At 69.5% G+C, this 26,506-nt stretch carries 26 protein-coding genes; 18 read left to right on the top strand and 8 right to left on the bottom strand.

What is annotated here, in order from left to right; genetic code table 11:
* Positions 1 to 180: 180 nt before the first annotated feature.
* From ASD65_RS11415 to lysS, 5 genes are all read left to right on the top strand, one after another.
* Complete coding sequence (locus ASD65_RS11415) at positions 181 to 705, top strand: PH domain-containing protein (protein ID WP_056224773.1); 525 nt, start codon at positions 181 to 183, stop codon at positions 703 to 705.
* A gap of 29 nt (positions 706 to 734) precedes the next feature.
* Positions 735 to 2,375: a PH domain-containing protein gene (locus ASD65_RS11410; RefSeq protein WP_235566673.1), complete on the top strand. Its 1,641-nt coding sequence runs from the start codon at positions 735 to 737 to the stop codon at positions 2,373 to 2,375.
* Complete coding sequence (locus tag ASD65_RS11405; RefSeq protein WP_056224768.1) at positions 2,372 to 3,085, top strand: DUF2520 domain-containing protein; 714 nt, start codon at positions 2,372 to 2,374, stop codon at positions 3,083 to 3,085. Before ASD65_RS11410 ends, ASD65_RS11405 begins: the two co-directional genes overlap by 4 nt.
* Entirely contained in the window at positions 3,082 to 3,930 is an 849-nt protein-coding gene (gene panC / locus ASD65_RS11400) for a pantoate--beta-alanine ligase (protein WP_056222627.1), read from the top strand. Before ASD65_RS11405 ends, panC begins: the two co-directional genes overlap by 4 nt.
* 73 nt (positions 3,931 to 4,003) lie before the next feature.
* Positions 4,004 to 5,533 (top strand): lysine--tRNA ligase, encoded by a 1,530-nt coding sequence (lysS, locus tag ASD65_RS11395; protein WP_056222624.1) that lies wholly within the window; start codon positions 4,004 to 4,006, stop codon positions 5,531 to 5,533.
* Positions 5,534 to 5,538: 5 nt separating this feature from the next.
* Here the strand turns inward: lysS and ASD65_RS11390 are convergent, their stop codons facing one another.
* Complete coding sequence (locus ASD65_RS11390; RefSeq protein WP_056222622.1) at positions 5,539 to 6,792, bottom strand: DUF4192 family protein; 1,254 nt, start codon at positions 6,790 to 6,792, stop codon at positions 5,539 to 5,541.
* Between the two features lie 112 nt (positions 6,793 to 6,904).
* On the opposite strand from ASD65_RS11390, the gene ASD65_RS11385 reads away from it, so the two are divergent.
* From ASD65_RS11385 to ASD65_RS11375, 3 genes are all read left to right on the top strand, one after another.
* Complete coding sequence (locus ASD65_RS11385; RefSeq protein WP_056222619.1) at positions 6,905 to 7,099, top strand: hypothetical protein; 195 nt, start codon at positions 6,905 to 6,907, stop codon at positions 7,097 to 7,099.
* A gap of 48 nt (positions 7,100 to 7,147) precedes the next feature.
* A complete protein-coding gene (cls, locus tag ASD65_RS11380) occupies positions 7,148 to 8,611 on the top strand; it encodes a cardiolipin synthase (protein WP_056222616.1) in 1,464 nt (487 codons plus the stop codon).
* 79 nt (positions 8,612 to 8,690) lie between these two features.
* Positions 8,691 to 9,419, top strand: coding sequence for a hypothetical protein (locus ASD65_RS11375; protein ID WP_156378852.1), 729 nt, complete (start codon positions 8,691 to 8,693; stop codon positions 9,417 to 9,419).
* A gap of 75 nt (positions 9,420 to 9,494) precedes the next feature.
* Here the strand turns inward: ASD65_RS11375 and ASD65_RS11370 are convergent, their stop codons facing one another.
* Together ASD65_RS11370 and ASD65_RS11365 are read right to left on the bottom strand one after the other, a co-directional pair.
* Positions 9,495 to 9,725, bottom strand: a complete 231-nt coding sequence (locus ASD65_RS11370) for a helix-turn-helix domain-containing protein (RefSeq protein WP_056222613.1) — start codon at positions 9,723 to 9,725, stop codon at positions 9,495 to 9,497.
* Positions 9,722 to 10,345 (bottom strand): hypothetical protein, encoded by a 624-nt coding sequence (locus ASD65_RS11365; RefSeq protein ID WP_056222610.1) that lies wholly within the window; start codon positions 10,343 to 10,345, stop codon positions 9,722 to 9,724. Before ASD65_RS11365 ends, ASD65_RS11370 begins: the two co-directional genes overlap by 4 nt.
* 195 nt (positions 10,346 to 10,540) lie before the next feature.
* Between ASD65_RS11365 and ASD65_RS11360 the strand changes: the two genes are divergently transcribed.
* The gene (locus ASD65_RS11360; protein ID WP_056224763.1) at positions 10,541 to 13,069 is read left to right on the top strand and encodes an ATP-dependent Clp protease ATP-binding subunit; all 2,529 of its coding nucleotides are present in this window, start codon (positions 10,541 to 10,543) and stop codon (positions 13,067 to 13,069) included.
* 59 nt (positions 13,070 to 13,128) lie between these two features.
* Here the strand turns inward: ASD65_RS11360 and ASD65_RS11355 are convergent, their stop codons facing one another.
* On the bottom strand, positions 13,129 to 14,481 hold the full coding sequence (locus ASD65_RS11355; RefSeq protein ID WP_056222606.1) for an FAD-binding oxidoreductase: 1,353 nt from the start codon (positions 14,479 to 14,481) through the stop codon (positions 13,129 to 13,131).
* An 86-nt stretch (positions 14,482 to 14,567) separates the two neighbouring features.
* Between ASD65_RS11355 and ASD65_RS11350 the strand changes: the two genes are divergently transcribed.
* Positions 14,568 to 15,080: an amino-acid N-acetyltransferase gene (locus tag ASD65_RS11350; protein WP_056222603.1), complete on the top strand. Its 513-nt coding sequence runs from the start codon at positions 14,568 to 14,570 to the stop codon at positions 15,078 to 15,080.
* Positions 15,081 to 15,140: 60 nt separating this feature from the next.
* A complete protein-coding gene (locus tag ASD65_RS11345) occupies positions 15,141 to 15,839 on the top strand; it encodes a hypothetical protein (protein WP_200948661.1) in 699 nt (232 codons plus the stop codon).
* A gap of 293 nt (positions 15,840 to 16,132) precedes the next feature.
* On the opposite strand, the gene ASD65_RS11340 is transcribed toward ASD65_RS11345, so the two are convergent.
* Positions 16,133 to 17,680, bottom strand: coding sequence for an amino acid permease (locus ASD65_RS11340; RefSeq protein WP_056222598.1), 1,548 nt, complete (start codon positions 17,678 to 17,680; stop codon positions 16,133 to 16,135).
* A gap of 165 nt (positions 17,681 to 17,845) precedes the next feature.
* Here ASD65_RS11340 and ASD65_RS11335 point away from each other — a divergent pair, with 165 nt between their 5' ends.
* The 6 genes from ASD65_RS11335 to ASD65_RS11310 all read left to right on the top strand — a co-directional run bounded on the left by ASD65_RS11335 (position 17,846) and on the right by ASD65_RS11310 (position 23,447).
* Positions 17,846 to 19,201: a glutamine synthetase family protein gene (locus ASD65_RS11335; protein WP_056222595.1), complete on the top strand. Its 1,356-nt coding sequence runs from the start codon at positions 17,846 to 17,848 to the stop codon at positions 19,199 to 19,201.
* Positions 19,182 to 19,952 (top strand): gamma-glutamyl-gamma-aminobutyrate hydrolase family protein, encoded by a 771-nt coding sequence (locus ASD65_RS11330; protein WP_056222592.1) that lies wholly within the window; start codon positions 19,182 to 19,184, stop codon positions 19,950 to 19,952. Before ASD65_RS11335 ends, ASD65_RS11330 begins: the two co-directional genes overlap by 20 nt.
* Complete coding sequence (locus ASD65_RS11325) at positions 19,949 to 21,319, top strand: aldehyde dehydrogenase family protein (protein WP_056222589.1); 1,371 nt, start codon at positions 19,949 to 19,951, stop codon at positions 21,317 to 21,319. Before ASD65_RS11330 ends, ASD65_RS11325 begins: the two co-directional genes overlap by 4 nt.
* Positions 21,320 to 21,365: 46 nt before the next feature.
* Positions 21,366 to 22,145 carry a 3-oxoacyl-ACP reductase gene (locus tag ASD65_RS11320; protein WP_056222586.1) on the top strand — a complete coding sequence of 260 codons (780 nt, stop codon included), beginning with the start codon at positions 21,366 to 21,368 and terminating at the stop codon, positions 22,143 to 22,145.
* Positions 22,146 to 22,263: 118 nt separating this feature from the next.
* Complete coding sequence (locus ASD65_RS11315; protein WP_056222583.1) at positions 22,264 to 22,980, top strand: FadR/GntR family transcriptional regulator; 717 nt, start codon at positions 22,264 to 22,266, stop codon at positions 22,978 to 22,980.
* A 44-nt stretch (positions 22,981 to 23,024) separates the two neighbouring features.
* Positions 23,025 to 23,447: a hypothetical protein gene (locus ASD65_RS11310; protein WP_056222581.1), complete on the top strand. Its 423-nt coding sequence runs from the start codon at positions 23,025 to 23,027 to the stop codon at positions 23,445 to 23,447.
* A gap of 10 nt (positions 23,448 to 23,457) precedes the next feature.
* Here ASD65_RS11310 and radA read toward each other — a convergent pair whose 3' ends face one another.
* Complete coding sequence (gene radA / locus ASD65_RS11305; protein WP_056222577.1) at positions 23,458 to 24,825, bottom strand: DNA repair protein RadA; 1,368 nt, start codon at positions 24,823 to 24,825, stop codon at positions 23,458 to 23,460.
* 84 nt (positions 24,826 to 24,909) lie between these two features.
* Between radA and ASD65_RS11300 the strand changes: the two genes are divergently transcribed.
* Complete coding sequence (locus tag ASD65_RS11300) at positions 24,910 to 25,365, top strand: SRPBCC family protein (RefSeq protein ID WP_056222576.1); 456 nt, start codon at positions 24,910 to 24,912, stop codon at positions 25,363 to 25,365.
* A 2-nt stretch (positions 25,366 to 25,367) separates the two neighbouring features.
* Here ASD65_RS11300 and ASD65_RS11295 read toward each other — a convergent pair whose 3' ends face one another.
* On the bottom strand, positions 25,368 to 25,553 hold the full coding sequence (locus ASD65_RS11295; RefSeq protein WP_056222573.1) for a hypothetical protein: 186 nt from the start codon (positions 25,551 to 25,553) through the stop codon (positions 25,368 to 25,370).
* Positions 25,554 to 25,610: 57 nt separating this feature from the next.
* Positions 25,611 to 26,378 carry a hypothetical protein gene (locus ASD65_RS11290; protein WP_056222570.1) on the bottom strand — a complete coding sequence of 256 codons (768 nt, stop codon included), beginning with the start codon at positions 26,376 to 26,378 and terminating at the stop codon, positions 25,611 to 25,613.
* Positions 26,379 to 26,506 lie beyond the last annotated feature (128 nt).

Below are 26,506 nucleotides of genomic sequence, written 5' to 3'. Positions count from 1 at the left end.
ACGCACGCCACCCCGGACTCGGCGCCCACGGACACTGGTCTGTCGCCGGTGAACGCGCCCGCGGAGGCCCCGGCGGCGTCATCCGTGCCCGCTCCCGCTGCTGTGCCCGCTCCCGCTGCTGCGCCTGAGGCTCCCGAGGCTGCCGCGCCCGTCGCCCCGTCTGCGGGTCGCGACCCGGTCCTGGATGCCGGCACCTACGACCGCATCCGGGAGCCCCGCTCCGGCGCGCGTCTCCCGCTCGGCGACGGGACATGGCATCAGCTGGCCCGGGCGTACGTGTGGGTCCAGTTGATCTCGACCGGGGCGATCCTGCTGATCGTGATCGCCGTGGTGCTCGTGCTGACGCTCGTCCTGCACCAGATGTGGGCGTTGATCCCGGGCGGGATCTTCGCGGTGATCCTCCTGTGGACGCTCATCATCACGCCGCGCCAGGCCCGGTCCATCGGCTATCAGCTGCGCCGGGACGACCTCGTCTTCCGTCGCGGCATCCTGTGGCAGCGCATGGTGGCCGTGCCGTACGGGCGCATGCAGCTCGTCGACATCACGCACGGCCCCCTGGACCGCGGCTTCGGGATCGCCCAGCTCAAGCTCGTCACGGCCGCCGCCTCGACCGGCGTCGTGATCCCAGGGCTGACGCAGGCCGCGGCCGAACAGCTGCGCGACACTCTGATCGAGGTCGCTGAGACCCGCCGGACCGGACTGTGAGCAGCATCCCCCCTCCGAACGGTCCGTCGGTGCCCCTGCCGCCGCCCCCGGGTGCCGCCGTGCCGCTGCCGCCGCCGACCGGTGCAGCCGTGCCGGGTGTGCCCGCACCGGCCGCTCCCGACTCCGGGGCGCCCGATCCCGGGGCCGTCGGATCGCCGCTGAGCGACGGGGAGTGGCACCGGCTGCATCCGCTGACGCCGCTGTTCCGCGGCGGGCTGTTCCTCGTCGTGATCATCGGCATCGTGGTCGCGAACCTGCGCGACCGCCTGATCGACACGTTCCTGCCGTGGATGATGCCGAATGTGCCGGACGGCGAGCTGCCGCCCGACCCGGTCGACTACGTCTTCGAGCACAACCTCGTGCTCGTGGTGCTGCTGACGGTGCTCGGCGTCGCACTCGCCCTGGTCGCGATCTTCTACCTCTCGTGGCGCTTCCACTCCTTCCGCATCACCGGCGACGACGTCGAGGTGCGCAGCGGGGTGCTGTTCCGCACGCACCGGCGCGCGCCCCTCGACCGGGTGCAGGGCGTCAACCTCACGCGGCCGATGCTCGCGCGACTGTGCGGCATGGCGAAGCTCGAAGTGGTCGGCGCGGGCCTGGACGCGAACGTCAAGCTCGAGTACCTCTCGACCACGAATGCCGAAGAGGTGCGCGCCGACATCCTGCAGCTCGCGTCGGGCCGTCGCCTGGCCGCCGCCGGTGCCCGCGGTGCCGCGCCGGGACTCCGGGCTGCGGCCACCTCCGCGGTCAGCTCCGGCATCACCGGCCTCATCGCCGGTGCCGAGGCGCCCGTCGGCGAGCCCGAGTCGGTCGTGCACATCCCGCCGGGGCGTCTCATCGCCTCGCACCTGCTGAGCGGATCGACGATCGCCCTGATCGCGCTGATCATCGGGATCATCGTCGGTTCGATCGTCGGCACGCCGTGGGTGCTGTTCGGCATGATCCCCGCGCTGATCGGTTTCGGTGCGTACTGGATCCGCGGAATCACCCGCTCGCTGCGCTACTCGATCGCGCCGACGCCGAGCGGCGTGCGGATCACCTTCGGCCTTCTCACGACCGTGACCGAGATCCTCCCGCCCGGACGCCTGCACGCGATCGAGGTGACGCAGTCGATCCTGTGGCGGCCCGCCGGCTGGTGGTCGATCACCGTCAACCGTCTGTCCGGCCGTGGCGCCGCCGACGGTACTCAGGATCAGTTCACGACCGTGCTGCCGGTCGGCACGCGCGCCGACGTCGAGCGCGTCCTGCGCCTGCTGATGCCCGACTTCCCCGAGGCGGAGTGGCCGCTGGTGTTCGAGCACGGCATCCTGGGCCCGCGTCCGGAGGACCCGTACACGAACACCCCGCGCCGAGCACGACTCCTGCGTCCCCTCTCCTGGCGGCGCAACGGGTTCCGTCTCGTCCCGAACGCGCTGTTCTTCCGCCGTGGTGCGATCTGGCGCAAGCTCGCCGTATTCCCCCTCGCCCGGATGCAGAGCTTCAGCCTCGAGCAGGGCCCGCTGGCCCGCGCACTCGACGTGGCGTCGCTGCACGTGCATACGGTCCCCGGTCGCGTGCACACGGGTCTGGGTGCCATCGACAGGAATGCCGCGCTGCGGCTGTTCGCGGATGCCGAGGCGGAGGCCGTTGCCTCCGCCGCAAGCGACCGCAGCCACCGGTGGGCCGGATGAACCGCGACGGCCGGCTCGGTGTCGGGATCGTCGGCGCCGGCAAGGTCGGTCCCGTGATCGGCGCGGCGCTCGCCGGTGCCGGACATGCGCTGGTCGCGATCACGCACGGCTCGGACGACGAGCGCACCGAGGCCATGCTGCCGGGCGTGCCGGTGCTCGACGCCCTCGAGGTGGTGCGTCGCAGCGAGCTCGTCGTCATCGCGGTGCCGCACGACCAGCTCCCCGGACTCGTGGCCGGCCTCGCCGAGATCGGCGCGTGGCAGCCGGGACAGCTCGTCCTGCACACCGACCCGGCCTACGGCGTGGACGTGCTGGCCCCCGCCGTCGGACGCGGCGCCATCCCGCTCGCAGTGCACCCCGCCATCACGTTCAGCGGCACCTCCATGGACCTGCGGCAACTCGCCAGCGCCTATGCGGCCGTGACCGCTCCGGGAGCGGTGCTGCCGATCGCGCAGGCGCTCGCGGTCGAGCTCGGGTGCGAGCCCGTGGTCGTCGCCGAGGAGGACCGGGCGGCATACGCGGAGGCGATCGCGACCGCGACCGAGTTCTCCCGGTCGATCGTGCGGCAGTCCTCGGCCATCCTCGGTGCGGTCGGTGTCGAGAACCCCGGCGCGTACCTGTCGGTGCTCATGCATTCCGCGATCGATCTCGCCCTGGCGGACGGGTCCCGCGGCTCCGACGACGTCGACGCCACTACGCTCGACGAATGATCCGCACCATCGACGGGCTGCGCGCCCGACTGGCCCAGGCCCGCAGCGCAGCACCCCGGTCGCCGCGGATCGCGCTGATCTCCACGATCGGCGCGCTGCACGACGGCCACATCGAATTGGTCCAGCGGGCCAAGGAGATCGCGGATGTCGTGGTGGTGTCGATCTTCGTGAACCCGCTCCGTTTCACGGAACAGGCCGAGCTCGATGCCTACCCGCGCACCCCGGCGGCCGACGAGCTGCTGCTCGCCTCGCTCGGCGTCGACATCGTGTTCATGCCCGAGGCATCCGAACTCCTCCCCGACGGCGTGCACACGACCAAGGTGCCGGCGGGAGACCTCGGACTGCGGTACGAAGGCCGCACGCGTCCCTCCTACTTCGACGGGCTGCTCACCGTCGAGGCGAAGCTCTTCGAGCTCGTCGAGCCGGACGTCGCGCTCTACGGACTGCGAGACCGGCAGCGGATCTTCCTCGTGCGGCGCATGATCGGCGACCTGGGCCTCGACATCGACGTGGCCGTCGTCGAGACCGTGCGCAGCGACGACAACCTGCCCGTCTCCACGCGCATCGGCATGCTCGAGTCGCGCGACCGCGATGCCGCGACGAAACTGCCCGCCGCGCTGGACGCGGCCGCCGCCAACGCCGACCGCGGGGTGGACGCCTGCATCGCCGCCGCGCAGTCGTCGCTGATGGGTGAGCCGCGCATCCGCCTGGAGTATCTGAGCGTCGTGGATCCGGCCAGCTTCCTCCCCGTGGACGAGGACCACCGCGGTCCCGCACTCGCGCTGATCGCGGCCAGCGTCGCCGGCCACCGCTTCATCGACAACACCGAGATCTACATCGGCTGACCGCGCGTCGACGCACAGAGGGCCCACGGTCGCCCTCGGTAGACTGGGGGCCGACTTTCAAGGAGCCCCACCGATGACCGACACGCCCGTGACCGCGCCCGCCGACGCCGCAGAGCCCTCCGAAGAGGACATCTTCGAGCAGAAGGCCGTGCGCCTGGCCAAGCGTGAGCGTCTCATGGCGGAACGGAAGGATGCCGCGGGCGGCGCCTACCCCGTCTCGCTCCCGATCACCGACACGATCCCCGCGCTGCGCGCGACATACGCCGACCTCGAGGCCGGTGCCGAGACCGGCGTGACCGCCGCGGTCGCCGGCCGGGTGGTGTTCAGCCGCAACACGGGCAAGCTCTGCTTCGCGACGCTGCAGGCCGGCGACGGCAGCCGCATCCAGGGCATGGTCTCGCTCGCGGCCGTCGGAGAGGAATCGCTGCAGGCGTGGAAGGAGCTCGTCGACCTCGGCGACCACGTCTTCATCAAGGGCGAAGTGATCTCCAGTCGCCGCGGCGAGCTGTCGATCATGGTGTCGGAGTGGGCGATCGCGGCCAAGGCGGTCATGCCGCTGCCGAACATGTACACCGAACTCTCCGAGGAGAGCCGCGTGCGCAGCCGCTACCTCGATCTGATCGTGCGCGAGCGTGCGCGCGACACCGTGCGGGCGCGGGCCAAGGTGAATGCGAGCCTCCGGGCGACCTTCACCGCCCACGACTTCATCGAGGTCGAGACGCCGATGCTGCAGGTGCAGCACGGCGGGGCATCCGCTCGTCCGTTCGTGACGCACTCCAATGCGTTCGATACCGACCTGTTCCTGCGCATCGCGCCGGAGCTCTTCCTCAAGCGCGCCGTCGTGGGCGGCCTCGACCGCGTCTTCGAGATCAACCGCAACTTCCGTAACGAGGGCGCCGACTCGACGCACAGCCCCGAGTTCGCGATGCTCGAGGCCTACCAGGCCTACAGCGACTACAACGGCATCGCCGACCTGACCCAGGAGCTGATCCAGAACGCCGCGATCGCGGTCGCCGGATCGACGACGGTGCTCTGGGCCGACGGCACCGAGTACGACCTCGGTGGGCAATGGGACCGCATCTCGATGTACGACTCGTTGTCGGAGGCGGCCGGAGTGCAGGTCACGCCGGAGACCTCGCTCGCGGACCTCCTCGCGCTCGCCGCCCAGGCCGGGGTCGAGACTCCGCCGCACGCGACCCACGGCAAGCTCGTCGAAGAGCTCTGGGAGCATTACATCAAGGGCGGGCTGACCCGCCCCACGTTCGTCATGGACTTCCCGCTGGACACCAGCCCGCTCGTGCGGGAGCACCGCTCGATTCCCGGCGTCGTGGAGAAGTGGGACCTGTACATCCGCGGATTCGAACTCGCGACCGGCTACTCGGAGCTCGTGGACCCCGTCATCCAGCGGGAGCGGTTCACCGAGCAGGCCAAGCTCGCCGCACGCGGCGACGTCGAGGCGATGAACATCGATGAGGAGTTCCTGCGGGCCCTCGAGCACGGCATGCCGCCGTCGGGCGGAATGGGCATGGGCATCGACCGTCTGCTCATGGCGATCACCGGGCTCGGCATCCGCGAGACGATCCTCTTCCCGCTCGTGAAGTAGCGCCCTCACAGGATCCGGTGGCTCTCGGGTCGCCGGACCGTGGAACGTCGGTGGAACGCCCAGTCGGGCAGATGCCCCGCGCCGATGAACGAGAGCACGATCTCGGCCAGGCCGTGCTCGGGTTCGATCCCGCACGCCTGCTGCGCGTAGCGCTCGGCGTGGGTGGAGCGCCCCAGCGCCCAGGACAGCCACGCGCACGTCGCGAGGGCGCCGGCTCGGGCGCGTTCGGGAGCGAGGGAGGCCGCGGCGCGGGCGAGGTCGAGCGCGGCGTCGAGCCGCGCGGGCTCGGGCTGTTCCCCCTCGCCCCACATGTGCATGGCGAGGTGCGCCGGGTACTCCTCGCCCGCCTCCCACCGCAGTTGCGCCGTGAGCGCCTCATCCCCGCCGTCGATGTCGCTGCACCACTGGACGAGCGCGATGTCCCGCAGCGATGGTCGCGCCAGGCACCAGATCAGCGCCGCCGCGTCGTACGGAGCCAGGGCTGCGGCATCCCATTCCAGGGCATCCTCGAACAGCGTCGGCAGATCGTCGAGCGCGCAGACGGCCACGAGGGCGGCGGGGTCGATGCGTCGACTGTCCGGGTCGGTGGACGCCGCGAGCGGAGGCTCCGTCTCGGCGGTCCCGTCCAGCGCCGCGGCTCGCTCGGTCGCGCCGCGTCGTGACGCACCCGGCGTGGTCGCGGCATCCGCCCCGCAGAGCAGCTCCACCGCGTCCCCGAGACTGCGCAGCGCCTCGGCCACCCGCTCCGCCGCGGCCGCGTCGGCGACCGGCAGGTCCGCGCCCGAGGTCTGGTCGCCCGTGGGCAGCGGCGGCAGTGTGCCGCCTGTTCCCGCCGGCACGGTCTCCAGCTCGGCGAGAGGTCGTCCGCGGGCGGGACACTCCGTGTCGAGATACGACCCCCAAGCGCATACGCCGACGAACAGGGCGTCGGTCACGCGGAGGCCGCAGTCGTCCGCACGCGCGAGCAGCGCATCGGCAAGCGCACGGCGAGGTATCGCCGCGGCCTCCCACGCCTCGTCGCCGTAGATGACGATGGCGAGCGCGTCCGCGTGCGGCACACGGCACACGATCCCGAGGTGGGTGGCGGCGAGGCGCGCGGGATCCTCCTGCATCGGCGGCAGGTCGAAGCGCATCGCGCCGAGGCTGCGGGCACCGTCGAACGGGACGAGCACGACGCTGCGCTGCGGAAGGAACCCCAGCATGCGCGGCACGACGGACAGGAACTGCGCCGCATTCGCGGCCTTGACGATCATGGTCATGCCCCGACGATGCGCGTCGTCGAGCGGCCGCGGGAGCCGTCGGAACCGGCCGTGGAAGCCCTCACCGCAGGAGCGGGGTGGGGAGGAGAGGATGCCGCGTATCCTGGAGGGTATGGATAGCTACTGGGTCGCCGTGTTCTGGTCGCTCATCCCGACTGTGGTCGTGAGCGTCCTGTTCTTCTTCGTGCTGCGCAGCATCATCCGGATGGACCGCACCGAGCGTCGCGTGTACGCCCGAATCGAGTCGGAGGAGCGCGCAAAGCGCGGACTCCCGCCGGTGGGGACCTCTTCGCCTTCCGGCCAATGACCCCGGGGGCTACTACGCTGAGGTGACCATCAGCGAGGAGCACCCACAGTGACATTCACCTTCGATCCGTCGTGGTGGCTGTGGCTGGTGTTCCTCTTCGATATCACCGTGCGCATCGCCGCCGTGATCATCGTGCCGCGCAACCGTCGCCCCACCGCGGCGATGGCGTGGCTGCTGGCGATCTACTTCATCCCGCTCGTCGGCGTCTTCCTGTTCCTGCTGATCGGGAACCCGCGCCTGCCGCGCAAGCGCCGGCGCATGCAACGCCGCATCAACGACTACATCCGTGAGACGAGCGCGCACCTCGACTTCGGCACGCTGCGTCCGCACGCTCCCGAATGGTTCACCTCGCTGGTGACGATGAACCGCCGTCTGGGCGCGATGCCGCTCGCCGGCGACAACACCGCGCACCTGATCCCGGGGTACCAGGACAGCCTCGACGAGATGGCCGCCGCGATCCGCGAGGCCAAGGAGTATGTGCACGTCGAGTTCTACATCCTGCAGACCGATGCCGCGACCGACAACTTCTTCCGCGCCATGGAGGAGGTCGCCGCTCGCGGGGTGAGCGTGCGCGTCCTGCTGGACCACTGGGCCAACCGCGGCAAGCCGTATTACAAGAAGACGCTCAAACGCCTGACCGATATGGGCGCGCAATGGCACCTGATGCTGCCGGTGCAGCCGCTGAAGGGCAAGTACCAGCGCCCCGACCTGCGCAACCACCGCAAGCTGCTCGTGGTGGACGGCTCGGTCGCCTTCATGGGCTCGCAGAACGTCACCGATTCGACGTACAACTTGAAGAAGAACATCAAGCGCGGCCTGCATTGGGTCGACCTGATGACGCGACTGGATGGCCCGGTCGTGGCATCCGTCAACGCGGTGTTCCTGTCCGACTGGTACAGCGAGACCGACGAGATCCTCACCGACGAGATCGACCTGTTCGAGGTCAAGGCGGGGCCGGGCGAGCTGGACTGCCAGGTGGTCCCGTCCGGACCCGGGTTCGAGGTCGAGAACAACCTGCGACTCTTCGCCGGCCTGCTGTACTCGGCGCAGCGGCGCATCTCCATCGTCAGCCCGTACTTCATCCCCGATGAGGCGCTGCTGCTGGCGATCACGACGGCCTGCCACCGCGGCCTCGAGGTCGAGCTCTTCGTCTCCGAAGAGGGCGACCAGGCGATGGTCTACCACGCGCAGCGCAGCTACTACGAGATGCTCCTGCGTGCCGGCGTGAAGATCTGGATGTACAAGCGGCCGTACATCCTGCACACCAAGTGCTTCACGATCGACGACGAGGTCGCGGTGATCGGCTCGAGCAACATGGACATGCGCTCGTTCGGTCTGAACATGGAGATCTCGCTGCTCGTGCGCGGCGAGGAGTTCGTCACCGAGATGCGCGAGGTCGAGGACATCTACCGCAGCCTCAGCCGGGAACTGACCCTCGAGGAGTGGCTGAAGCAGCCCCTGCGCTCGACCGTGCTGGACAACCTGGCGCGGCTGACCTCTGCCCTGCAGTAGAGGCGCGGACGCGCCCGTCGTTACGCCGCCGTGACCGGTTTCCCTGGCATCGCTCAGCGCCTTCGGCCAGGATCGAGATATGACCACGATCTCCCGCCGTCTTCTGGCCGTCTCCGCTGCCATCGGCCTGGCTGCGTTCGCGCTCGCCGGGTGCGCCACCCCCGCCGGCGCGCCGAACTCGTCCGGAGCGCCCAGCGCGCCCGTCGTCGGCGACACCGAACTGGATGCCGCGTGGCTCGATGACGGCCGTGCGGTCGGCATCGTGACCCAGGGCAGCTCCACCTGCGTGCCGACGGCCGGTGAGCCGACCTACGACGCGGCGACCGCGACCCTCACCGTCGAGCTGACCGACCCCGAGGGTGCCGCGTGCACCCGCGACCTGGTGCCCCGCGCCTCGCTCGTGTCGTTGCCGGCGGGCGTGGACCCGACCAAGGACCTCGAGATCGTCGTCACCGGAACCTACGCGGGCGACACCGACCTCGACGGCGACCCGGGCCTGACCGGTAAAGCCGGCGACATGACCGAGTACCTCCCGAGCGCGGGCTGGTTCGACGACGGCGGATTCCTCATCCTGTCGTGGGGCAGCTCGTCCTGTGTGCCGGTGCTCGAGGATGTCGTGGCCACCACGCCGCTCGAGGTCACGGCGACCTTCCAGACCCCGGCCGCCGACCAGGTCTGCACGGCCGACATGGCGCCCCGCGTCACCGTCGCCGGAGTGACCGGTGTCGACGACGACTTCGACGTCCAGCTGATCCTCACGGGCGGCGAGTTCGACAACATCAAGGTGCGCATCGCCGGCGAGAGCTGACCCGCACGGTTGTGACGAAGGAGAGCGGATGCTGTGGGATCACGGCATCCGCTCTCCTTCGTGTGACGGCCGCGCTCAGTCGGCGCGGACCAGCAGCTCCCCGATCTCGCAGTCGAGGGCGCGGCAGATCGCGGAGAGCGTCGAATAGCGGATGGCGCGAGCCCGGTCGTTCTTCAGGATGGACAGGTTCACCACGCTCACGCCGACGAGCTCGCTGAGGCGCGTCAGCGTCATCCCGCGCGCCTCGAGCAGCTCGTCGAGGCGGCAGTGGACTCCACTGGGTCCGTCGTCCTCGGCGGGGGTCATACGAGGAGGTCCGTGTCGCGCTGCAGGCGTTCCATCCGGCGGAACAGGTACGCGAGCCCGATGACACCGAGCCCGATGATCGGGATCGTCATTCCCCAGGACGTGATGCCGAAGCCGGGCATCAGGATGCCGCCGACGGCATCGTTCAACTCGAAGGCCGCCTGCATGGAGCCGAACCCGGTGAGTGCCGTTGCGGTGAGCGGGCCGACGACCAGGGCGAACCCGGCGATGAGGCTGAATCGGTAGAGGGCCGGACGGAAGGGGCGCCCGCCCGATGCCGCCACCAGCAGCCATGCCAGGGCGAACCCCACGATCAGGGCTGTCACAGCCAGGAGCACCGCTCCGCCGGCGAAGACGGCCCGAGCGCCGCCGCTGAGTGCATCGGCGGTGACGGTGACCGTCTCGATGCCGGCCGCGACGAGGCCACGGTCGGGTTCGACCGCCAGCGCCTCATCGGCCAGCAGCGAGAGCGTCACCGAGTCGGCCCAGACGAAGGTCGCGGCCGCGGTGATCTGACCGGCAGCGAGTGCGACCGCCATGATCGCCGTGAGCGCGGCGATCACGCGCATGGCGATCCGATCTGCGCGATCCGGAATGGTGTCAAGTGCCTGGTCGGTCATCGTGTCTCCACTGGTACATATCGATAGTCGTTGTTATCGATGAACGTTATGCCAAGCGCCTTCGGCATGTCAAGACCGGGTCGCGAGCCTCTCCGCCCCTGGCGAACATTCGCGTGGGGCATCCGCCCGCTGGTTACCCTCGATGTAAGGCGCCAGGACCTGCGCCCGTTGGCCCCCGTGCCGGAGGAATTGATGATGTTCGAGAGATTCACGGACCGCGCTCGTCGAGTGGTGGTGCTCGCCCAAGAAGAGGCGAAGATGCTCAACCACAACTACATCGGGACGGAGCACATCCTGCTCGGCCTGATCCATGAGGGTGAGGGTGTCGCCGCGAAGGCGCTCGAGTCGCTCGGCATCTCGCTGGACGCCGTGCGCGAGCAGGTGCAGGACATCATCGGTCAGGGCCAGCAGCAGCCCACCGGTCACATCCCCTTCACGCCGCGCGCGAAGAAGGTGCTGGAGCTGTCTCTGCGCGAAGCGCTGCAGCTCGGCCACAACTACATCGGCACCGAGCACATCCTGCTCGGGCTCATCCGCGAGGGTGAAGGTGTCGCCGCACAGGTGCTCGTCAAGCTCGGCGCCGACCTGAACAAGGTCCGCCAGCAGGTCATCCAGCTCCTCAGCGGCTACCAGGGCAAGGAGCCGGCCGCCGTCAGCGGCGCCGCGCACGACAGCACGGCCAACGCGCAGGGCGGCTCCGCCGTCCTCGACCAGTTCGGCCGTAACCTGACGCAGGCCGCGCGCGACAACAAGCTCGACCCCGTGATCGGGCGCGAGAAGGAGATCGAGCGGGTCATGCAGATCCTCTCGCGTCGCTCCAAGAACAACCCCGTGCTGATCGGTGAGCCCGGCGTCGGCAAGACCGCCGTCGTCGAAGGCCTCGCGCAGGCGATCGTGAAGAACGAGGTCCCCGAGACCCTGAAGGACAAGCAGGTCTACTCGCTCGACCTCGGCTCGCTCATCGCCGGTTCCCGCTACCGCGGTGACTTCGAGGAGCGCCTGAAGAAGGTCACCAAGGAGATCCGCACGCGTGGCGACATCATCGTCTTCATCGACGAGATCCACACCCTCGTGGGTGCCGGTGCCGCCGAGGGCGCGATCGACGCCGCGTCGATCCTCAAGCCCCTCCTGGCCCGTGGTGAGCTCCAGACGATCGGCGCCACCACGCTGGACGAGTACCGCAAGCACTTCGAGAAGGATGCCGCGCTCGAGCGTCGCTTCCAGCCGATCCAGGTCGCCGAGCCGAGCCTGCCCCACGCGATCAACATCCTGAAGGGGCTGCGCGACCGCTACGAGGCGCACCACAAGGTGCAGATCACCGACGGCGCGATCGTGGCCGCGGCGAACCTCGCCGACCGGTACATCAGCGACCGCTTCCTGCCCGACAAGGCGATCGACCTGATCGACGAGGCCGGCGCCCGCCTGCGCCTGTCGATCCTGTCCTCCCCGCCGGAGCTGCGCGAGTTCGACGAGAAGATCGCCGACGTCCGCACCCAGAAGGAGCAGGCGTCCGAGGACCAGGACTTCGAGAAGGCCGCCTCCCTGCGCGACGAGGAGAAGTCCCTCCTCGCCGAGCGCCTGCGCCTCGAGAAGCAGTGGCGCTCCGGCGACGTCGCGACCCACGCGGTCGTGGACGAGGGACTGATCGCCGAGGTGCTCGCACAGGCCACCGGCATCCCGGTCTTCAAGCTCACCGAAGAGGAGTCCTCGCGACTGGTCTTCATGGAGAAGGCGCTGCACCAGCGCGTCATCGGCCAGGAGGAGGCGATCTCGGCCCTCGCGAAGACGATCCGTCGTCAGCGCGCCGGCCTGAAGGACCCGAAGCGTCCGAACGGCTCGTTCATCTTCGCCGGCCCCACCGGTGTCGGAAAGACCGAGCTGGCCAAGGCGCTCGCCGAGTTCCTCTTCGACGACGAGACCGCGCTGATCTCGCTCGACATGTCGGAGTTCGGTGAGAAGCACACCGTCTCGCGTCTGTTCGGTGCCCCTCCCGGATTCGTCGGCTTCGAAGAGGGCGGGCAGCTCACCGAGAAGGTGCGCCGCAAGCCGTTCTCCGTCGTGCTCTTCGACGAGATCGAGAAGGCTCACCCCGACATCTTCAACTCGCTCCTGCAGATCCTCGAAGAGGGACGTCTCACCGACGGTCAGGGCCGAGTGGTCGACTTCAAGAACACGGTCATCATCATGACCACCAACCTGGGCGCGCGCGACATCGCGGGCGGCCCGGTCGGGTTCCAGGTCGAGGGTGACACCGCGACGTCCTACGACCGGATGAAGGGCAAGGTGCAGGAAGAGCTCAAGAAGCACTTCAAGCCCGAGTTCCTCAACCGCGTCGATGACATCATCGTCTTCCCGCAGCTGTCCAAGCCCGAGCTCATCCAGATCGTCGACCTGTTCACCAAGCGTCTCTCCGAGCGCCTGCTGGACCGCGACATGACGATCGAGCTGACGCAGGCCGCGAAGGAGAAGCTCATCGAGATCGGCTTCGACCCGGCCCTCGGCGCCCGCCCGCTGCGTCGCGCGATGCAGCACGAGGTCGAGGACCGCCTCTCCGAGCGCATCCTGCACGGCGAGCTGAACAGCGGCGACCACGTCAAGGTGGATGCCCAGAACGGCGAGTTCGTGTTCGAGAACGGCCCGCGCGGCGAGAAGGTCGCGGTCGGCATCGTCAACGGCGGCGAGATCACCGCCACGCCCGACCTGGCGGTCGCCAGCGGCGAGTAGTCGTCAGACAGATCGACAGAGGGGCGGATGCTGCGGCATCCGCCCCTCTGTCGTTTCGGTCAATCCGCGATAGGCGTGATCTCGTGGTTGGCCTGGAAGAGCCGATTCGGGTCGTAGGTCTGCTTGATCCGGCCCAGGCGGTCGATGCTCGCGCCGAACAGCTCGCCGTCCGTCATCTTGCGCTCGGAGAAGCTGAGGAACGTCGTGGGTGCGGTCACGTGCGCGACCGAGCCCAGGACCGCATCGATGGCGGCATCGACGCCGACGATCGCGTCGGGAGTGGGGCCGATGCCGACCGCGAAGAGCAGGAAGTCGGCGTCGAATCCGGAGACGGCACCGCCGGTCATCGCGCCGGGCGCGAGGGCGCCCTGCAGATGGCGGATCTCCACCGACAGCAGGTGCGCACCGGGGCCGGCGAGCACGTCGGCGAGGCCGGTGAGGGTGGCATCGTCGAGGCTGCTCAACAGCCGCCCATGACCGACGCCGGGGACGGGCTCGGTGGGATCCATGTGCAGGCCCGCGAGAGTCGTCACCGGAATCGTGTCGAACGTGTCGATCTCGGGGGAGAGGGCGCGCAGCGGCGCGAGCAGCTCGGCTCCGGCGCGCGCGTCGAGCCGCATGGATGCCTCGACCAGGACGAATCCGCGCCCGCGCAGGTGCTCGGGAACGTCGGGGAACGGCGGGAAGCGCAGCACGCGCCCGATCGAGGTCACCGCGTCGGGCACGGTGGTGGTCCATTCCCGCCACGCCCGCAGCACCCGCTCGGCCTCCTGCTCGGGCCAGAACAGCGCGCCGGCGAACACCTCGGTGATGGGGAACAGGCGGAACTCGAGCGAGACGACGATGCCGAGGCTGCCGCCGCCCCCGCGGATGCCCCAGAACAGGTCGGGGTCGTGCGCGGCGTCGATGGTGCGCAGCACGCCGTCCGCGGTCACGATCTGGGCGCTCAGCACGCTGTTCGCGGCCAGCCCGAGGGAGCGCGCGTGCCAGGAGACGCCGCCGCCGAGCGTGTAGCCGATGATGCCGATGTCGGGGGCCGATCCCGCGAGGGCCGCGAGGCCGTGCTCGGCCGCGAGCGGCACGATGTCCTGCCACTGCACGCCGGCCTGCACGCGTGCGGTGCGCGCCTCGGCGTCGATCACGATGCCCGTCAGGCGATCGGTGCGCAGCAGGATACTGCCGCTCAGGTCACCGACCGGAGCGGCGTTGTGACCGGTGCGCTGCGGGGCGACCCGGTACCCGTTGGCGCGTGCGAAGTCGACGACGGCGACGACATCGTCGACCGACTCGGCGTGCACGACGGCGGCGGGCGTCTGATCGACGGAGAGGGTGAACGAGCTGCGGGCGGCGTCCCAGCCGGCATCGCCGGGCAGGGTCGTGCTCCGGACGAGCGACGAAAGCTCAATAATCACTGCTGTATGAATATTCATAATGACTTGAGAATAGACGGTCACTGTCGAAGAGTCGATGGCCGGTGCCCGGGCAATAGGCTTGCCGCGTGAGCCAGTTCATCACCCGACCGGCGCGGACCTCCGACGTGCACGCGATCCAGGAACTGCTGGAGCCGTACGTCCAGCGACGGATCCTGCTCGGCAAGGATCTCGTGCTGCTGTTCGAGTCGGTGCAGGAGTTCGTGGTCGCCGAGACGGCGGACGGGCGGATCGTAGGATGCGGTGCCCTTCACGTCATCTGGGAGGACCTGGGCGAGATCCGCACCTTGATCGTCGCCGACGGCTGGCTGCACCACGGCATCGGGCGTGCGCTGGTCGAGACGCTCGAGGAGCGCGCGCGTCGACTGGGGCTCACCCGCCTGTTCTGCCTGACCTTCGAGGTCGACTTCTTCACCCGCCGCGGGTTCGCGCCGATCGGCGAACAGGTCGTCGACGCCGACGTGTACTCGCAGCTCGTGCGCAGCCCCGATGAGGGTGTCGCGGAGTTCCTGGACCTCGCGCACGTCAAGCCGAACACGCTGGGCAACACGCGCATGCTCAAGGTGCTCGAACCCGCCTGAGGCCGGTGCTCCTGGGCGCGCCGATCCTGCGCGTCGCCGCGCTCGGCTTAGCCTGGGCGTATGGCGACCGATGAACAGCCCCGCCGCAGACGCCACTCGCCCGCCGTGTACCGGCGCAGGCGACTGGTGCTGCTGATCGGTGTGCTGGCGGTGGCGGCCCTCGTGGCCTGGCTGCTGATCGCCCAACCGTGGCGCGGCGCGGCGGCCGAGGCATCCGGTCCCTCGCCGAAACCCTCGAGTACGTCCGACGGGACGGCCACCGAACTGCCCGTCCCGACGGCGGAGACGTCGGCCGCGACGACTCCGCCCGCCGATCCGGCCACCCCCGACCCGAGCATGACACCGACCGCGAAGGCCTGCGTGTCCAGCGATGTGCTGGTGGAGGGGGTCACGGACCAGGAGTCCTACGCCCAAGGGCAGAACCCCCAGTTCTCGATCCGCCTGACCAACAACGGGGCGACCGACTGCACGCTGAACGTCGGCACGAGCACGCAGTCCTTCACCGTCATGAGCGGCGAAGACACCTGGTGGCGATCGACCGACTGCCAGACCGAACCCAGCGACATGGTGGTGCTGCTCGCCGCCGGACAGAGCGTCACCAGCGCGGCACCGCTGACATGGGATCGCACTCGCTCTTCGGTCGATTCGTGCGCTTCGACCAGCCGCCCCGTCGCGGGTGGCGGGGGTGCGTCTTACCACCTATCGGTGTCGATCGGCGGGGTCGATTCGATGCAGTCGACGCAGTTCTTCCTGTCCTGAATCCCGTCGATTGACGAGTGTCCCCCGAAGGGGGGACATACGCAGTGCTGTGGACGACGTATCCTTAAGTCAGCTCCCGTGCATACGGTTCGGCGCCTCCCCCAGTGGCGTCATGCCGATTTTTCCCCCAAGAGAATCGGATCGAATCGTTCGGTGAGCCTTGGGCCCTCTCGAGTCGGCCGCCGCGCAGCGGGTGTCTCGAGAGGGCCCTGTGCGCGTACCGGGGGGCACGCGCGCGAAACGGGGCCGAAGCGAACCCCCCGGTACGCTTCGGCCCCGTCTTCCCCCCGGGCTCAGGGTTTGTCCCCGAACACCTCCTTCTCCATGGCGTCGTAGCCCTCGGACTGCGGATCGCCGTGCGAGCCGTCTGAGAGGGCGTACTCCTCCTCCGGAGAGAGCACCAGGCGGTGGCGGAAGAACACCGCGAAGCCGATCAGGATGATGACGTACACGATGCCGATCGCGATGATCGCCGGCCCGAACGTCGGGTTCAGCAGGAAGCCGACGAAGATCAGCGCGGCGATCGCGGCGGCGATGACCGCGCCGGGGATGCCCCACGGGCTGACGTACGGGCGTGCGGCGTTCGGCATCTTCTTGCGCAGGATGATGAACGAGATCATCTGCAGCAGGTAGGCCAGCACGGCGCCCCACACCGCGATGTTCAGGACGATGGCGCCGGCGACGGCACCCGCACCCTTCTCGTCGACGGCGGCGAGGACATCGAGCACGACGAGGGCGACGAAGCCGATCACCGCACCGACGACCAGCGCGACCCACGGGGTCTGGCGCTTGCCGGTCAGGGAGAGGAACTGCGGGTAGTACCCGGCCCGGGACAGCGAGTACATGTTGCGCCCGTAGGCGAACATGATCCCCTGCAGCGAAGCGAGCAGGCCGACGAGGGCGAAGAGGGCGAGCACCGCGGCGAGCTCGTCGCCGACGATCGCCCGGAAGCCGTCCAGCAGCGGCTCGCCGGCCACGCCGGTCGCCTCCGCTCCGATGACGCCGGTGTTCAGGAACAGCACCAGCAGGCCGGTGACGATCAGTGTGCCGCGTGCCCAGAATCCGGCGCGGGGGATGTCGCGCACCGGATTGTGCGACTCCTCTGCGGCGAGGGGCAGCTCCTCGATGCCGAGGAAGAACCACATCGCGAACGGCAGGGCGAACAGGATCGGCAGTACGCCGTGCGGCAGGAACGCGGTCTGGCCCGGATCCGGGACGATGTCCCACAGCGCGGCCCAGGAGAACGCCCCGGAGAAGATCGCCATCAGGGAGAACACCAGGATGATGCCGATCGAGATGATCGAGACGACGATCGCGAACGTGAACGAGATCGCGGCACCGGCGGAGTTCAGTGCGATGAACACGACGTAGAGGATGATCCACCACACCCACGCGGGCATGGTGATGCCGAGCAGGTCGCTCGTGATCGCATCGGCATACGACGCGGAGAAGTAGACGATGACGGCCGTGGTGGCGACGTACTCGATGGTCTCGGCGGCGCCGGTGATCAGACCGCCCCACGGCCCCATGGCCGAGCGGGCGAAGGAGTATGCGCCGCCGGTGTGCGGCATCGCGGCCGCCATCTCGCCGATGGAGAAGATCATGCCGTAGTACATGGCGACGAGGATGACGAAGGCGATCAGCATCCCGCCGAAGCCGGCGAAGTCGATGCCGAAGTTCCAGCCGGAGAAGTCGCCCGAGATCACCGCCGCGACGGCGAGACCCCACAGGCCCCACACTCCCGCCGAGCGTTTCAGGGTGCGTTTCTCGAAATAGCCCTGACCTGCCGGTGTATAGGTCGCGCCCGCGACCTTCCGGGCATCGCTCCTGGATTGAGACATCCGTCCTCCGTAGGGGGTCGCGGGGGCGCACGCTCCGGCGCCTTGCGCATGATTGTGTTCCCTATTGGTAGGGCCTGTCTACCTTTGGATGTAAGTTTCTCGTTACAGTCGACAGAGGTGGTCGCGGATCAGTGGCACACCGACGTGCGCAGGGAGGGATGACGGATGCCGGGAAATCTGAGTGTCGCCGAGCTCGAGGAAGAGATCGCCGCGGGCGCGATCGACACGGTGATCGTCGCGTTCGCCGATGCGCAGGGACGGCTGGTCGGCAAGCGCGTCTCGGCCCGGTTCTTCCGCGAAGAGGTGCTCGGCCACGGTGCCGAGGCCTGCAATTACCTGCTCTCGGTCGACGTCGACATGAACACCGTCGACGGCTACCCGATGTCGAGCTGGGAGACCGGCTACGGCGACATGATGCTGCTGCCCGACACGGACACCCTGCGCCGCATCCCGTGGCAGCCGGGCACGGCGCTGGTGATGGCCGACCTCGGCTGGACCGACGGGGCCCGAGTCACGCAGTCGCCCCGTGACATCCTGAAGCGCCAGCGGGAGCGCCTCGCCGACCGCGGACTGGTCGCGTTCTCCGGCACGGAGCTCGAGTTCATCGTCTTCGACGACTCGTTCCGCGAGGCCTGGGCGAAGGGGTATCGCGACCTGACGCCGGCGACGGACTACAACGTCGACTACAACCTGCTCGCCTCCACGCGCATGGAACCACTGCTGCGCGACATCCGCGTGGGCATGGACGGCGCCGGAATGTACTGCGAAGGCGTGAAGGGGGAGTGCAACCTCGGTCAGCAGGAGATCGCGTTCCGCTACGCCGAGGTGCTCGAGACGGCCGATCAGCACTCCATCTACAAGAACGGCGCGAAGGAGATCGCGGATCGGCACGGCAAATCCCTGAGCTTCATGGCGAAGTTCAACGAGCGCGAGGGCAACAGCTGCCACATCCACCTGTCGGTGCGGGATGACGACGGCGGGCCCGTGATGGCCGGCGACGGCGCGCACGGGTTCAGCCCGCTGATGGGGCATTGGATCGCGGGCATCCTCGCCACGCTGCGCGAGTTCACGCTGCTGTATGCCCCGAACATCAACTCGTACAAGCGCTTCGTGAAGGGCAGCTTCGCCCCCACCGGCGTCGCGTGGGGCATCGACAACCGCACGTGTGCGCTGCGCATCGTCGGGCACGGGCAGTCGCTGCGCGTCGAGAACCGCGTGCCGGGCGGCGACGTCAACCCGTACCTGGCGATCTCGGCGATCATCGCGGGCGGGCTGTACGGCGTCGAGAACGAGCTGGCGCTGCCTGAGCCGCTGACCGGCAACGCCTACTCCGCCGGCATCGATCATCTGCCCACCACGCTGCGCGAGGCGGCACGGCTGTTCGAGGAGTCCTCGATCGCCCGCGCGGCCTTCGGCGACGACGTCGTGGAGCACTACCTCAACCAGGCGCGCATCGAGGTCGAGGCCTACGATGCGGCCGTGACCGACTGGGAGCGGGTTCGTGGTTTCGAACGACTCTGACGACACTCGGACGCACCCCGTCATCGGTCTGTCGACGTACCTCGAACAGGCGAAGCAGGGGGTGTGGGACGTCCGCGCCTCCTTCCTCCCCGAGCAGTACTTCGACGCGGTGACGGCATCCGGCGGGGCAGCGGTGCTGCTTCCGCCTCAGCCGGCTCCGGATGCCGCGGCCGCCGCCGTGCTGGACGGCATGGACGGCCTCATCCTCACCGGGGGACTCGATGTGCAACCCGAGCTCTACGGTGCACGCCGGCATCCGCTCACCGACCCGGCGCGCGCCGACCGCGATGCGTGGGAGCTGGCCCTCTACCGCGGAGCACGGACGCGCGGGATGCCGGTGTTCGCGATCTGTCGGGGCCTGCAGCTGGTCAACGTCGCGCACGGCGGCACACTGCACCAGCACCTGCCCGAGGCTCTCGGCACCGAGCGGTTCCGTGTCGGCGGCGGAGTGTTCGCGATCAACTTCGTTTCGGTCTCGCCGGGGTCGACGCTCGCGCAGTTGGTCGGCGAAGGGCTCGACGTGCACAGCTACCACCATCAGGGCATCGACCGCCTCGGCACCGGTCTGGTCGCGACCGCCCAGACCGACGGTCTCGTGCAGGCGTTCGAGGCGACCGATGGCGGGTACCTCGTCGCGGTGCAATGGCACCCCGAGGAGAACCGCGAGGATCGCCGGCTCTTCGCCGGGCTGGTGGATGCGGCATCCGCCTACCGGTCCTCGAAACGCACCGACCTAGGAGTAACCGCATGACCGGAACGTTCACGCTGATCAACCCGGCGACGGCGGAGCCGATCCGCGAGGTCTCGCGGGCGAGCATCGCCGAGATCGACGAGGCGATCGCTCGGGCCGTGTCGGCGCAGCGGGGCTGGGCCGCGCAGGCGCCGGGAGCCCGCGCCGACGCCCTTCGTGCGTTCGCGCGCGCGGTCGAAACCCATGTCGAGGAGCTCGCGCAGCTCGAGGTGCTGAACTCGGGGCATCCGATCTCGTCCGCACGCTGGGAGGCGTCGCACGTCGCCCAGGTGCTGAACTTCTACGCCGGCTCGCCCGAGCGGCTGTCGGGGCAGCAGATCCCCGTCGCCGGCGGGATGGATGTGACTTTCCACGAGCCGTACGGAGTGGTCGGGATCATCGTGCCGTGGAACTTCCCTATGACGATCGCGTCGTGGGGGTTCGCTCCGGCCCTCGCCGCAGGCAACGCCGTCGTGCTCAAGCCCGCCGAGCTCACCTCGCTCACGGCGGTGCGCCTCGGCGCGCTGGCACGCGAGGCGGGCCTGCCCGACGGGCTGTTCCAGGTCGTCACGGGCTCGGGGTCGGTGGTCGGCGAGCGGTTCGTCTCGCACCCCGACGTGCGGAAGGTCGTCTTCACCGGGTCCACCGAGGTCGGCGTCTCCGTCGCGGCCGGCTGCGCGCAGGCGCTCAAACCGGTGACGCTTGAGCTCGGCGGCAAGAGCGCCAACATCGTCTTCGCCGACGGCGACCTCGAGAAGGCTGCGGCCAGCGCACCCGGCGCGGTGTTCGACAACGCCGGACAGGACTGCTGCGCGCGCAGCCGCATCCTGGTGCAGCGCTCGGTGTTCGACCGGTTCCTCGAACTGTTCGAGCCGGCCGTGCAGGCGTGGCGCGTCGGCGATCCGCGGCTCGAGCTGACGGAGATGGGACCGCTCATCTCCGCCGCCCATCGCGACAGCGTGTCGTCGTTCCTCGACGGGGCCGCGCGCGTCGCCTTCCGCGGCGGGGCGCCGGACGGCCCTGGGTTCTGGTTCCCGCCGACCGTCGTGCTGCCCGACTCGCCGCGCGACCGCATCGCCCAGGACGAGGTGTTCGGCCCGGTCGTGGCGGTGCTGCCGTTCGACGATGAGGCCGACGCCATCCGTCTCGCCAACGACACCATCTACGGCCTCGCCGGATCCCTGTGGACCGAGAACCTCGGCCGCGCCGTGCGCGTGGCGCGTGGCGTGAAGAGCGGCGTGCTGTCGGTCAACTCGCACTCCTCGGTGCGGTACTGGACCCCGTTCGGTGGCATGAAGGCCTCGGGCCTCGGCCGCGAACTCGGCCCCGATGCCGCCGAGCACTTCACCGAGACCAAGAACGTCTTCTTCGCGACGGATGCCTCGTGACCGGCGCCGCAGATCCCTCGAACACGCAACAGCTAGGAGCACCACAATGACGATCGACCTCACCCAGCGCCTGAAGGATCGGGTTGCGATCATCACCGGCGGAGCCTCCGGCATCGGCCTGGCGACCGCACGCCGGTTCGCGGCGGAGGGGGCCTTCGTCGTGATCGCCGACATGGATCCCACGACGGGGGAGGCCGCGGCATCCGAGGTCGGGGGAGTGTTCCGCGGGGTGGATGTCGCCGACGAGGCGAAGGTCGACGCGCTCTTCGACGGGGTGTTCGCCGAGTTCGGGCGCCTCGACATCGCGTTCAACAACGCCGGCATCTCGCCCGCCGACGACGACTCGATCGAGACCACCGAGCTGCCCGCGTGGGACCGTGTGCAGGACGTCAACCTGAAGAGCGTGTACCTCTGCTCGCGCGCGGCGCTGCGTCACATGGTGCCCCAGGGGCGCGGATCGATCATCAACACCGCATCGTTCGTCGCGCTGCTCGGGTCGGCGACGTCGCAGATCAGCTACACCGCGTCCAAGGGTGGCGTGCTCGCGATGACCCGTGAGCTCGGCGTGCAGTTCGCCCGGCAGGGGATCCGGGTCAACGCCCTCTGCCCGGGGCCGGTGAACACCCCGCTGCTGCAGGAGCTGTTCGCGAAGGACCCGGAGCGTGCGCAGCGTCGGCTCGTGCACGTGCCGATGGGACGCTTCGCCGAGCCGGAGGAGCTTGCCGCGGCCGTCGCCTTCCTCGCGTCGGACGATGCCTCCTTCATCACCGCGAACGCGTTCGTCGTGGACGGCGGCATCACCAACGCCTATGTCACCCCGCTGTGAAATGAAACTGTGAGGATGGGTACGTGCCGAACTCCGCAGATTCGTCGTCGCCACGCCGGCTCGGGCTTCTCCGAGCCCGCGTCGCGACCGGCCCTGCGGAGTACGGCACGGGTGCGCGATGACTGACACCCCGCTGACCGAGGTGCACCGGGCCGTCTACCGCCCGGTGCGCGAGGGGAACGCGCTCGAGGACACCGTCGCACGGCTGGTGCAGACCATCCGCCTCGGCGTCGTCGCCCCGGGGGAGTCGCTGCCACCGGAGCGCGAGCTGGCCGGGCGGTATGCCGTCAGCCGTGACACCGTGCGCGAGGCGATCCGGGAGCTGGCCGATACCGGCTTCCTGATCCGCCGACGCGGACGGTACGGCGGCACGTTCGTCGCAGATCCTCTTCCCCGTCCGGCCGACCCGGGCTTCGTCTCCGAGGCCGAACTCGACGATGTCCTGGGGCTGCGGCGCGTGCTCGAAGCCGGAGCCGCACGGGCCGCCGCAGGGCGCTCGTTCTCGGCCGAGGAGCGCGAGGCGCTGTGGACCCGGTACGAAGACGCCCGCGCCGCGAAGGAACCCGAGTACCGACGGCTCGACACCCTCCTGCATCTCGCGATCGCGGAGGCCGCGGGCATCCCGTCGCTCGTGGCGCTCGCCGCCGACAACCGGGCCCGCGTCAACTCCTGGCTCGACACCTTCCCACTGCTGCCGCGCAACATCGAGCACTCCAACGCGCAGCACGAGCAGATCATCACCGCGATCCTCACCGGGCGCGCGGATGCCGCGGAGTCCGCGTTGCTGGCGCATCTGGCCGGGTCCGAGGCACTGCTGCGCGGATTCCTCGCGTAGACCGTCGAATCGGGATGCGGCGGCTCACTGGCTACCCTGGAGTCATGGCATCCGGGAAGAAGCGCGGCAAGGGCAAGGGCAAGGGCAAGCAGCCCCTCGAGTTCCGCAACACCGCGCTGAGCGACGCACTGCAGACGCAGGACATGGCGGCGGTCGCGTTCGCCCTCCGGCACGGCCCGACCGTCGTTCCGCTGATGCGTCCCGCGAACCGCGACAGCCCGCTCGACACCGGCGAGGTCTGGACCTACCGCGACCCGGAGAACGGACAGATCGCGCTGCTGCTGTTCAGCGACGCCACGCACAAGCCGGCCACTCTGCCGCCCGCGGTCGGGCTGCAGCCGCCGTCGTGGCTGCGCGCCTTCCTCAGCGCGCACGAGGCCGAGATCACCACGGTCTTCTTCGACATCGCCGGCCCGCATCCGATGCAGGCCACCCCGGCCGACGTCATCGCCGCGCTCGACGCGTGAGCGCCGGCGGCTAGAACTCCGGGACGTCCTCGCCCGGTCGTCCCTTCGCCCGCACGCGCACATCGTCGATGGCGCCGCGCAGGCTCTTGGACCGGTCGTCGATGAGGTCGGTGTAGCCCAGTCGTGCGGCTTCGCTGCGTCGCTGGGCGCTCTGCGTGACCGGCCGGATCTCGCCGGCGAGGCTCAGCTCGCCGATCGCGGCCAGGCCCTTGGGCACTGACCAGTTGCGCACCGATCCCGCCACCGCGATGGCGATCGCGAGGTCGGCGGCCGGTTCGGTGAAGCGCACGCCGCCGACGGTGGACACGTACACGTCGTGGTCGGACGTGACGATCTTCGCCCGCTTCTCCAGCACGGCCAGCACCATCGCGACCCGGGCCGAATCGACGCCGTTCACGATGCGTCGGGGGTTCGGCGCCTTGGTCGCGATGGTCAGCGCCTGCACCTCCACCGGCATGGCGCGCCGCCCCTCGAGGGCGATCGCGACGCAGGTGCCGGGCTCGGGCTGACCGTGACCCAGGAACAGCTGGCTCGGGTCGGGCACCTCGGCGATGCCGGCGCCGGTCATGTCGAAGCATCCGACTTCGTCAGTCGGTCCGAAGCGGTTCTTGAGTGCGCGCACGAAGCGCAGCGACGTCTGCCGGTCACCCTCGAACTGGCACACGACATCGACGAGGTGCTCGAGGATGCGGGGCCCGGCGATGGAGCCGTCTTTGGTGACGTGGCCGACGATGATGACAGGCAGGCTGCGATCTTTCGCGACCCGGATGAGGGTGGATGCCACTTCGCGCACCTGGCTGGGGTGCCCGGCCATGCCCTCGGACAGCGAAGACGAGACGGTCTGCACCGAGTCGACGATCAGCAGCTCGGGCTGCACCTCGTCGATGTGGCCGAGGATGGTCGCGAGGTCGGTTTCGGCGGCGAGGTACAGCTCGTCGTGCAGGGCGCCGGTGCGCTCGGCGCGCAGTCGCACCTGAGCCGTGGACTCTTCGGCGCTGGCGTACAGCACCCGCTTGCCCGCACGGGCGCTGGCGGCGGCGACCTCGAGCAGGAGCGTCGACTTGCCGACGCCCGGCTCGCCCGACAACAGGATCGCGGCACCGGGCACGATACCCCCGCCGAGGACGCGGTCGAACTCGCCGACGCCCGTGGTGCGGCGGGGCGCGTCACGCGTATCGATCGAGGTGATGGGTCGCGCGGCACGCGCTGCACCGGGCGAGACGGCGGTGACGGAGCGCACCAGTCCGGTCTGCTCGGCCCCCTCGATCACCGTGCCCCACTGCTGGCATTCGCCGCAGCGGCCGACCCACTTGAGCGTCGTCCACCCGCACTCGGTGCACCGGTACGGCGCTGCAGTGCTCGCGCGTCGGGTGGCCATGGATTCAGGGTAGCCGCGACGCACGACATCGCCGGGACCGGCCGCACCCGTGACGCGCCGGGCACCGCGGAGTACCGTGGTCGCATGCGAGCCGATGTCGCCTCCCGCGTGATCGCCGCGCCGCCGGACAGGGTCTTCCGCGCGTTCACCGATCCGGTGGTGCTGACGTCCTGGCTGCCCCCGGAGGGGATGACCGGGCAGCTCGAGCGGTTCGACGCGTCACCGGGCGGCGGATTCCGGATGCGGCTGATCTACGACAAGGCGCCCGAGGGTGGGGGCAAGTCCGGCGAGGACTCCGACCTGACCGAGGTCGCGTTCGTGGAGATCGATCCGCCGCATCGGCTCGTGCAGCAGGCCGAGTTCGTCTCCGACGACCCGCGCATGGCCGGGACGATGACGATGACGTGGAGGTTCGAGCCCCGCGGCGGCGGCACGCAGGTCATGGTGCGCGCCACGGGCGTGCCGGAGGGCATCTCCGCGGAAGACCACGTGATGGGCATGGCGTCCTCGCTCGCGAACCTCGCCCGCGCGCTGGAGTAGCCTCAGCTCTCGATGCGCCAGTTCCCGACCTTGGCGTAGGTCGAGTCGTACAGGTCCTGCGTCGCTCCCGGCGCGAGCTCCAGCTGCTTCAGGCTGCCGCCCCAGTACCGGAGGATGCGCCCGAGCTCCTCTGCGGGAGCCGCCGCGATCGACTCTGCATCCATGTCCACTTCGAGTACGAACTTCATGGGTGCCAGGTTAGGGCGGGTGCGACCTCGTGTCACCGGAGGCGAGGGGCTCCGGACTCAGGCCGGGCCTTCGATGATCGTGCCGAGGGACTCCATCGCCTTCCGGCGCTCCTCGATGCGGCGGTGCAGTTCGTGCTGCGCGGCGTGGATGACCTTCGGATCCACCGGGGCGCAGTCGATGTCGGTGTGCCCGTGGTGCTGCGCGATATAGGCGTCGAGTTCCGGGCCCGACTCCCATGAGGTGATGAGGCTGTAGCGCGGCGCCGGGCCGCGGTGCCACACGGCGTGCCAGAAGCGCTCCGTGTCGACGATGACCTGGCTGCCGGCGGCGAGGGGGATGCGCATCTCGGTGGTCGCGTCGAAGCGGTCGTCACGCAGGATCAGCACCGAATCGGCGTCCTCGGTGAGGTTGAAGAAGCCGCGCACGACCCAGCCGGTGCCCTCGTGGTTGAGTCGGTTGTTGTCGTCGTGATGCAGGTTGTAGACCGCGTCGGCGTACTCGTTGGGCTGCAGCTCGATCACCCGGCAGCGGCCGACGTTCGCGCCCGGCTCCTGCGCGCGACGCGTGAGGTGCGGCGCCTTCTCGACCTGCGAGGGGATCCACACGCCGTCCTTGTCGGTGCGCGGCGGCGTGTGGTTCCAGAATCCGTTGCACTCGACCTCCCCGGCGAAGCTCGCGAGCGGCGCGAAGCGCGTCACGCCGGAGGATCGCCACGCTGTGTACTCGAGCTCCAGCCACTCGGCCGGATCGGCGGGCTGATCGTACGGGTCGAGGACGACGAAGCCCCGCTCCTGCAGAGCGTGAGACGTGATGTAGCCGCCCATGCGCGCACCTCCGAATCGCCGACCGCACACGCGGGGTCGACTCCGTCCACGGTAGCCCCGCGACGGCACCGGGATCGACGCCGTCGCCGTGAATAATCGCCGACGCGCCCGGCGCCGGCGCGTCCGCC

Source organism: Microbacterium sp. Root61 (assembly GCF_001427525.1).
Taxonomy (GTDB): domain Bacteria; phylum Actinomycetota; class Actinomycetes; order Actinomycetales; family Microbacteriaceae; genus Microbacterium.
The sequence above is the reverse complement of the archived record's forward strand: the minus strand, read 5'-3'. Positions and strand labels throughout refer to the sequence as shown.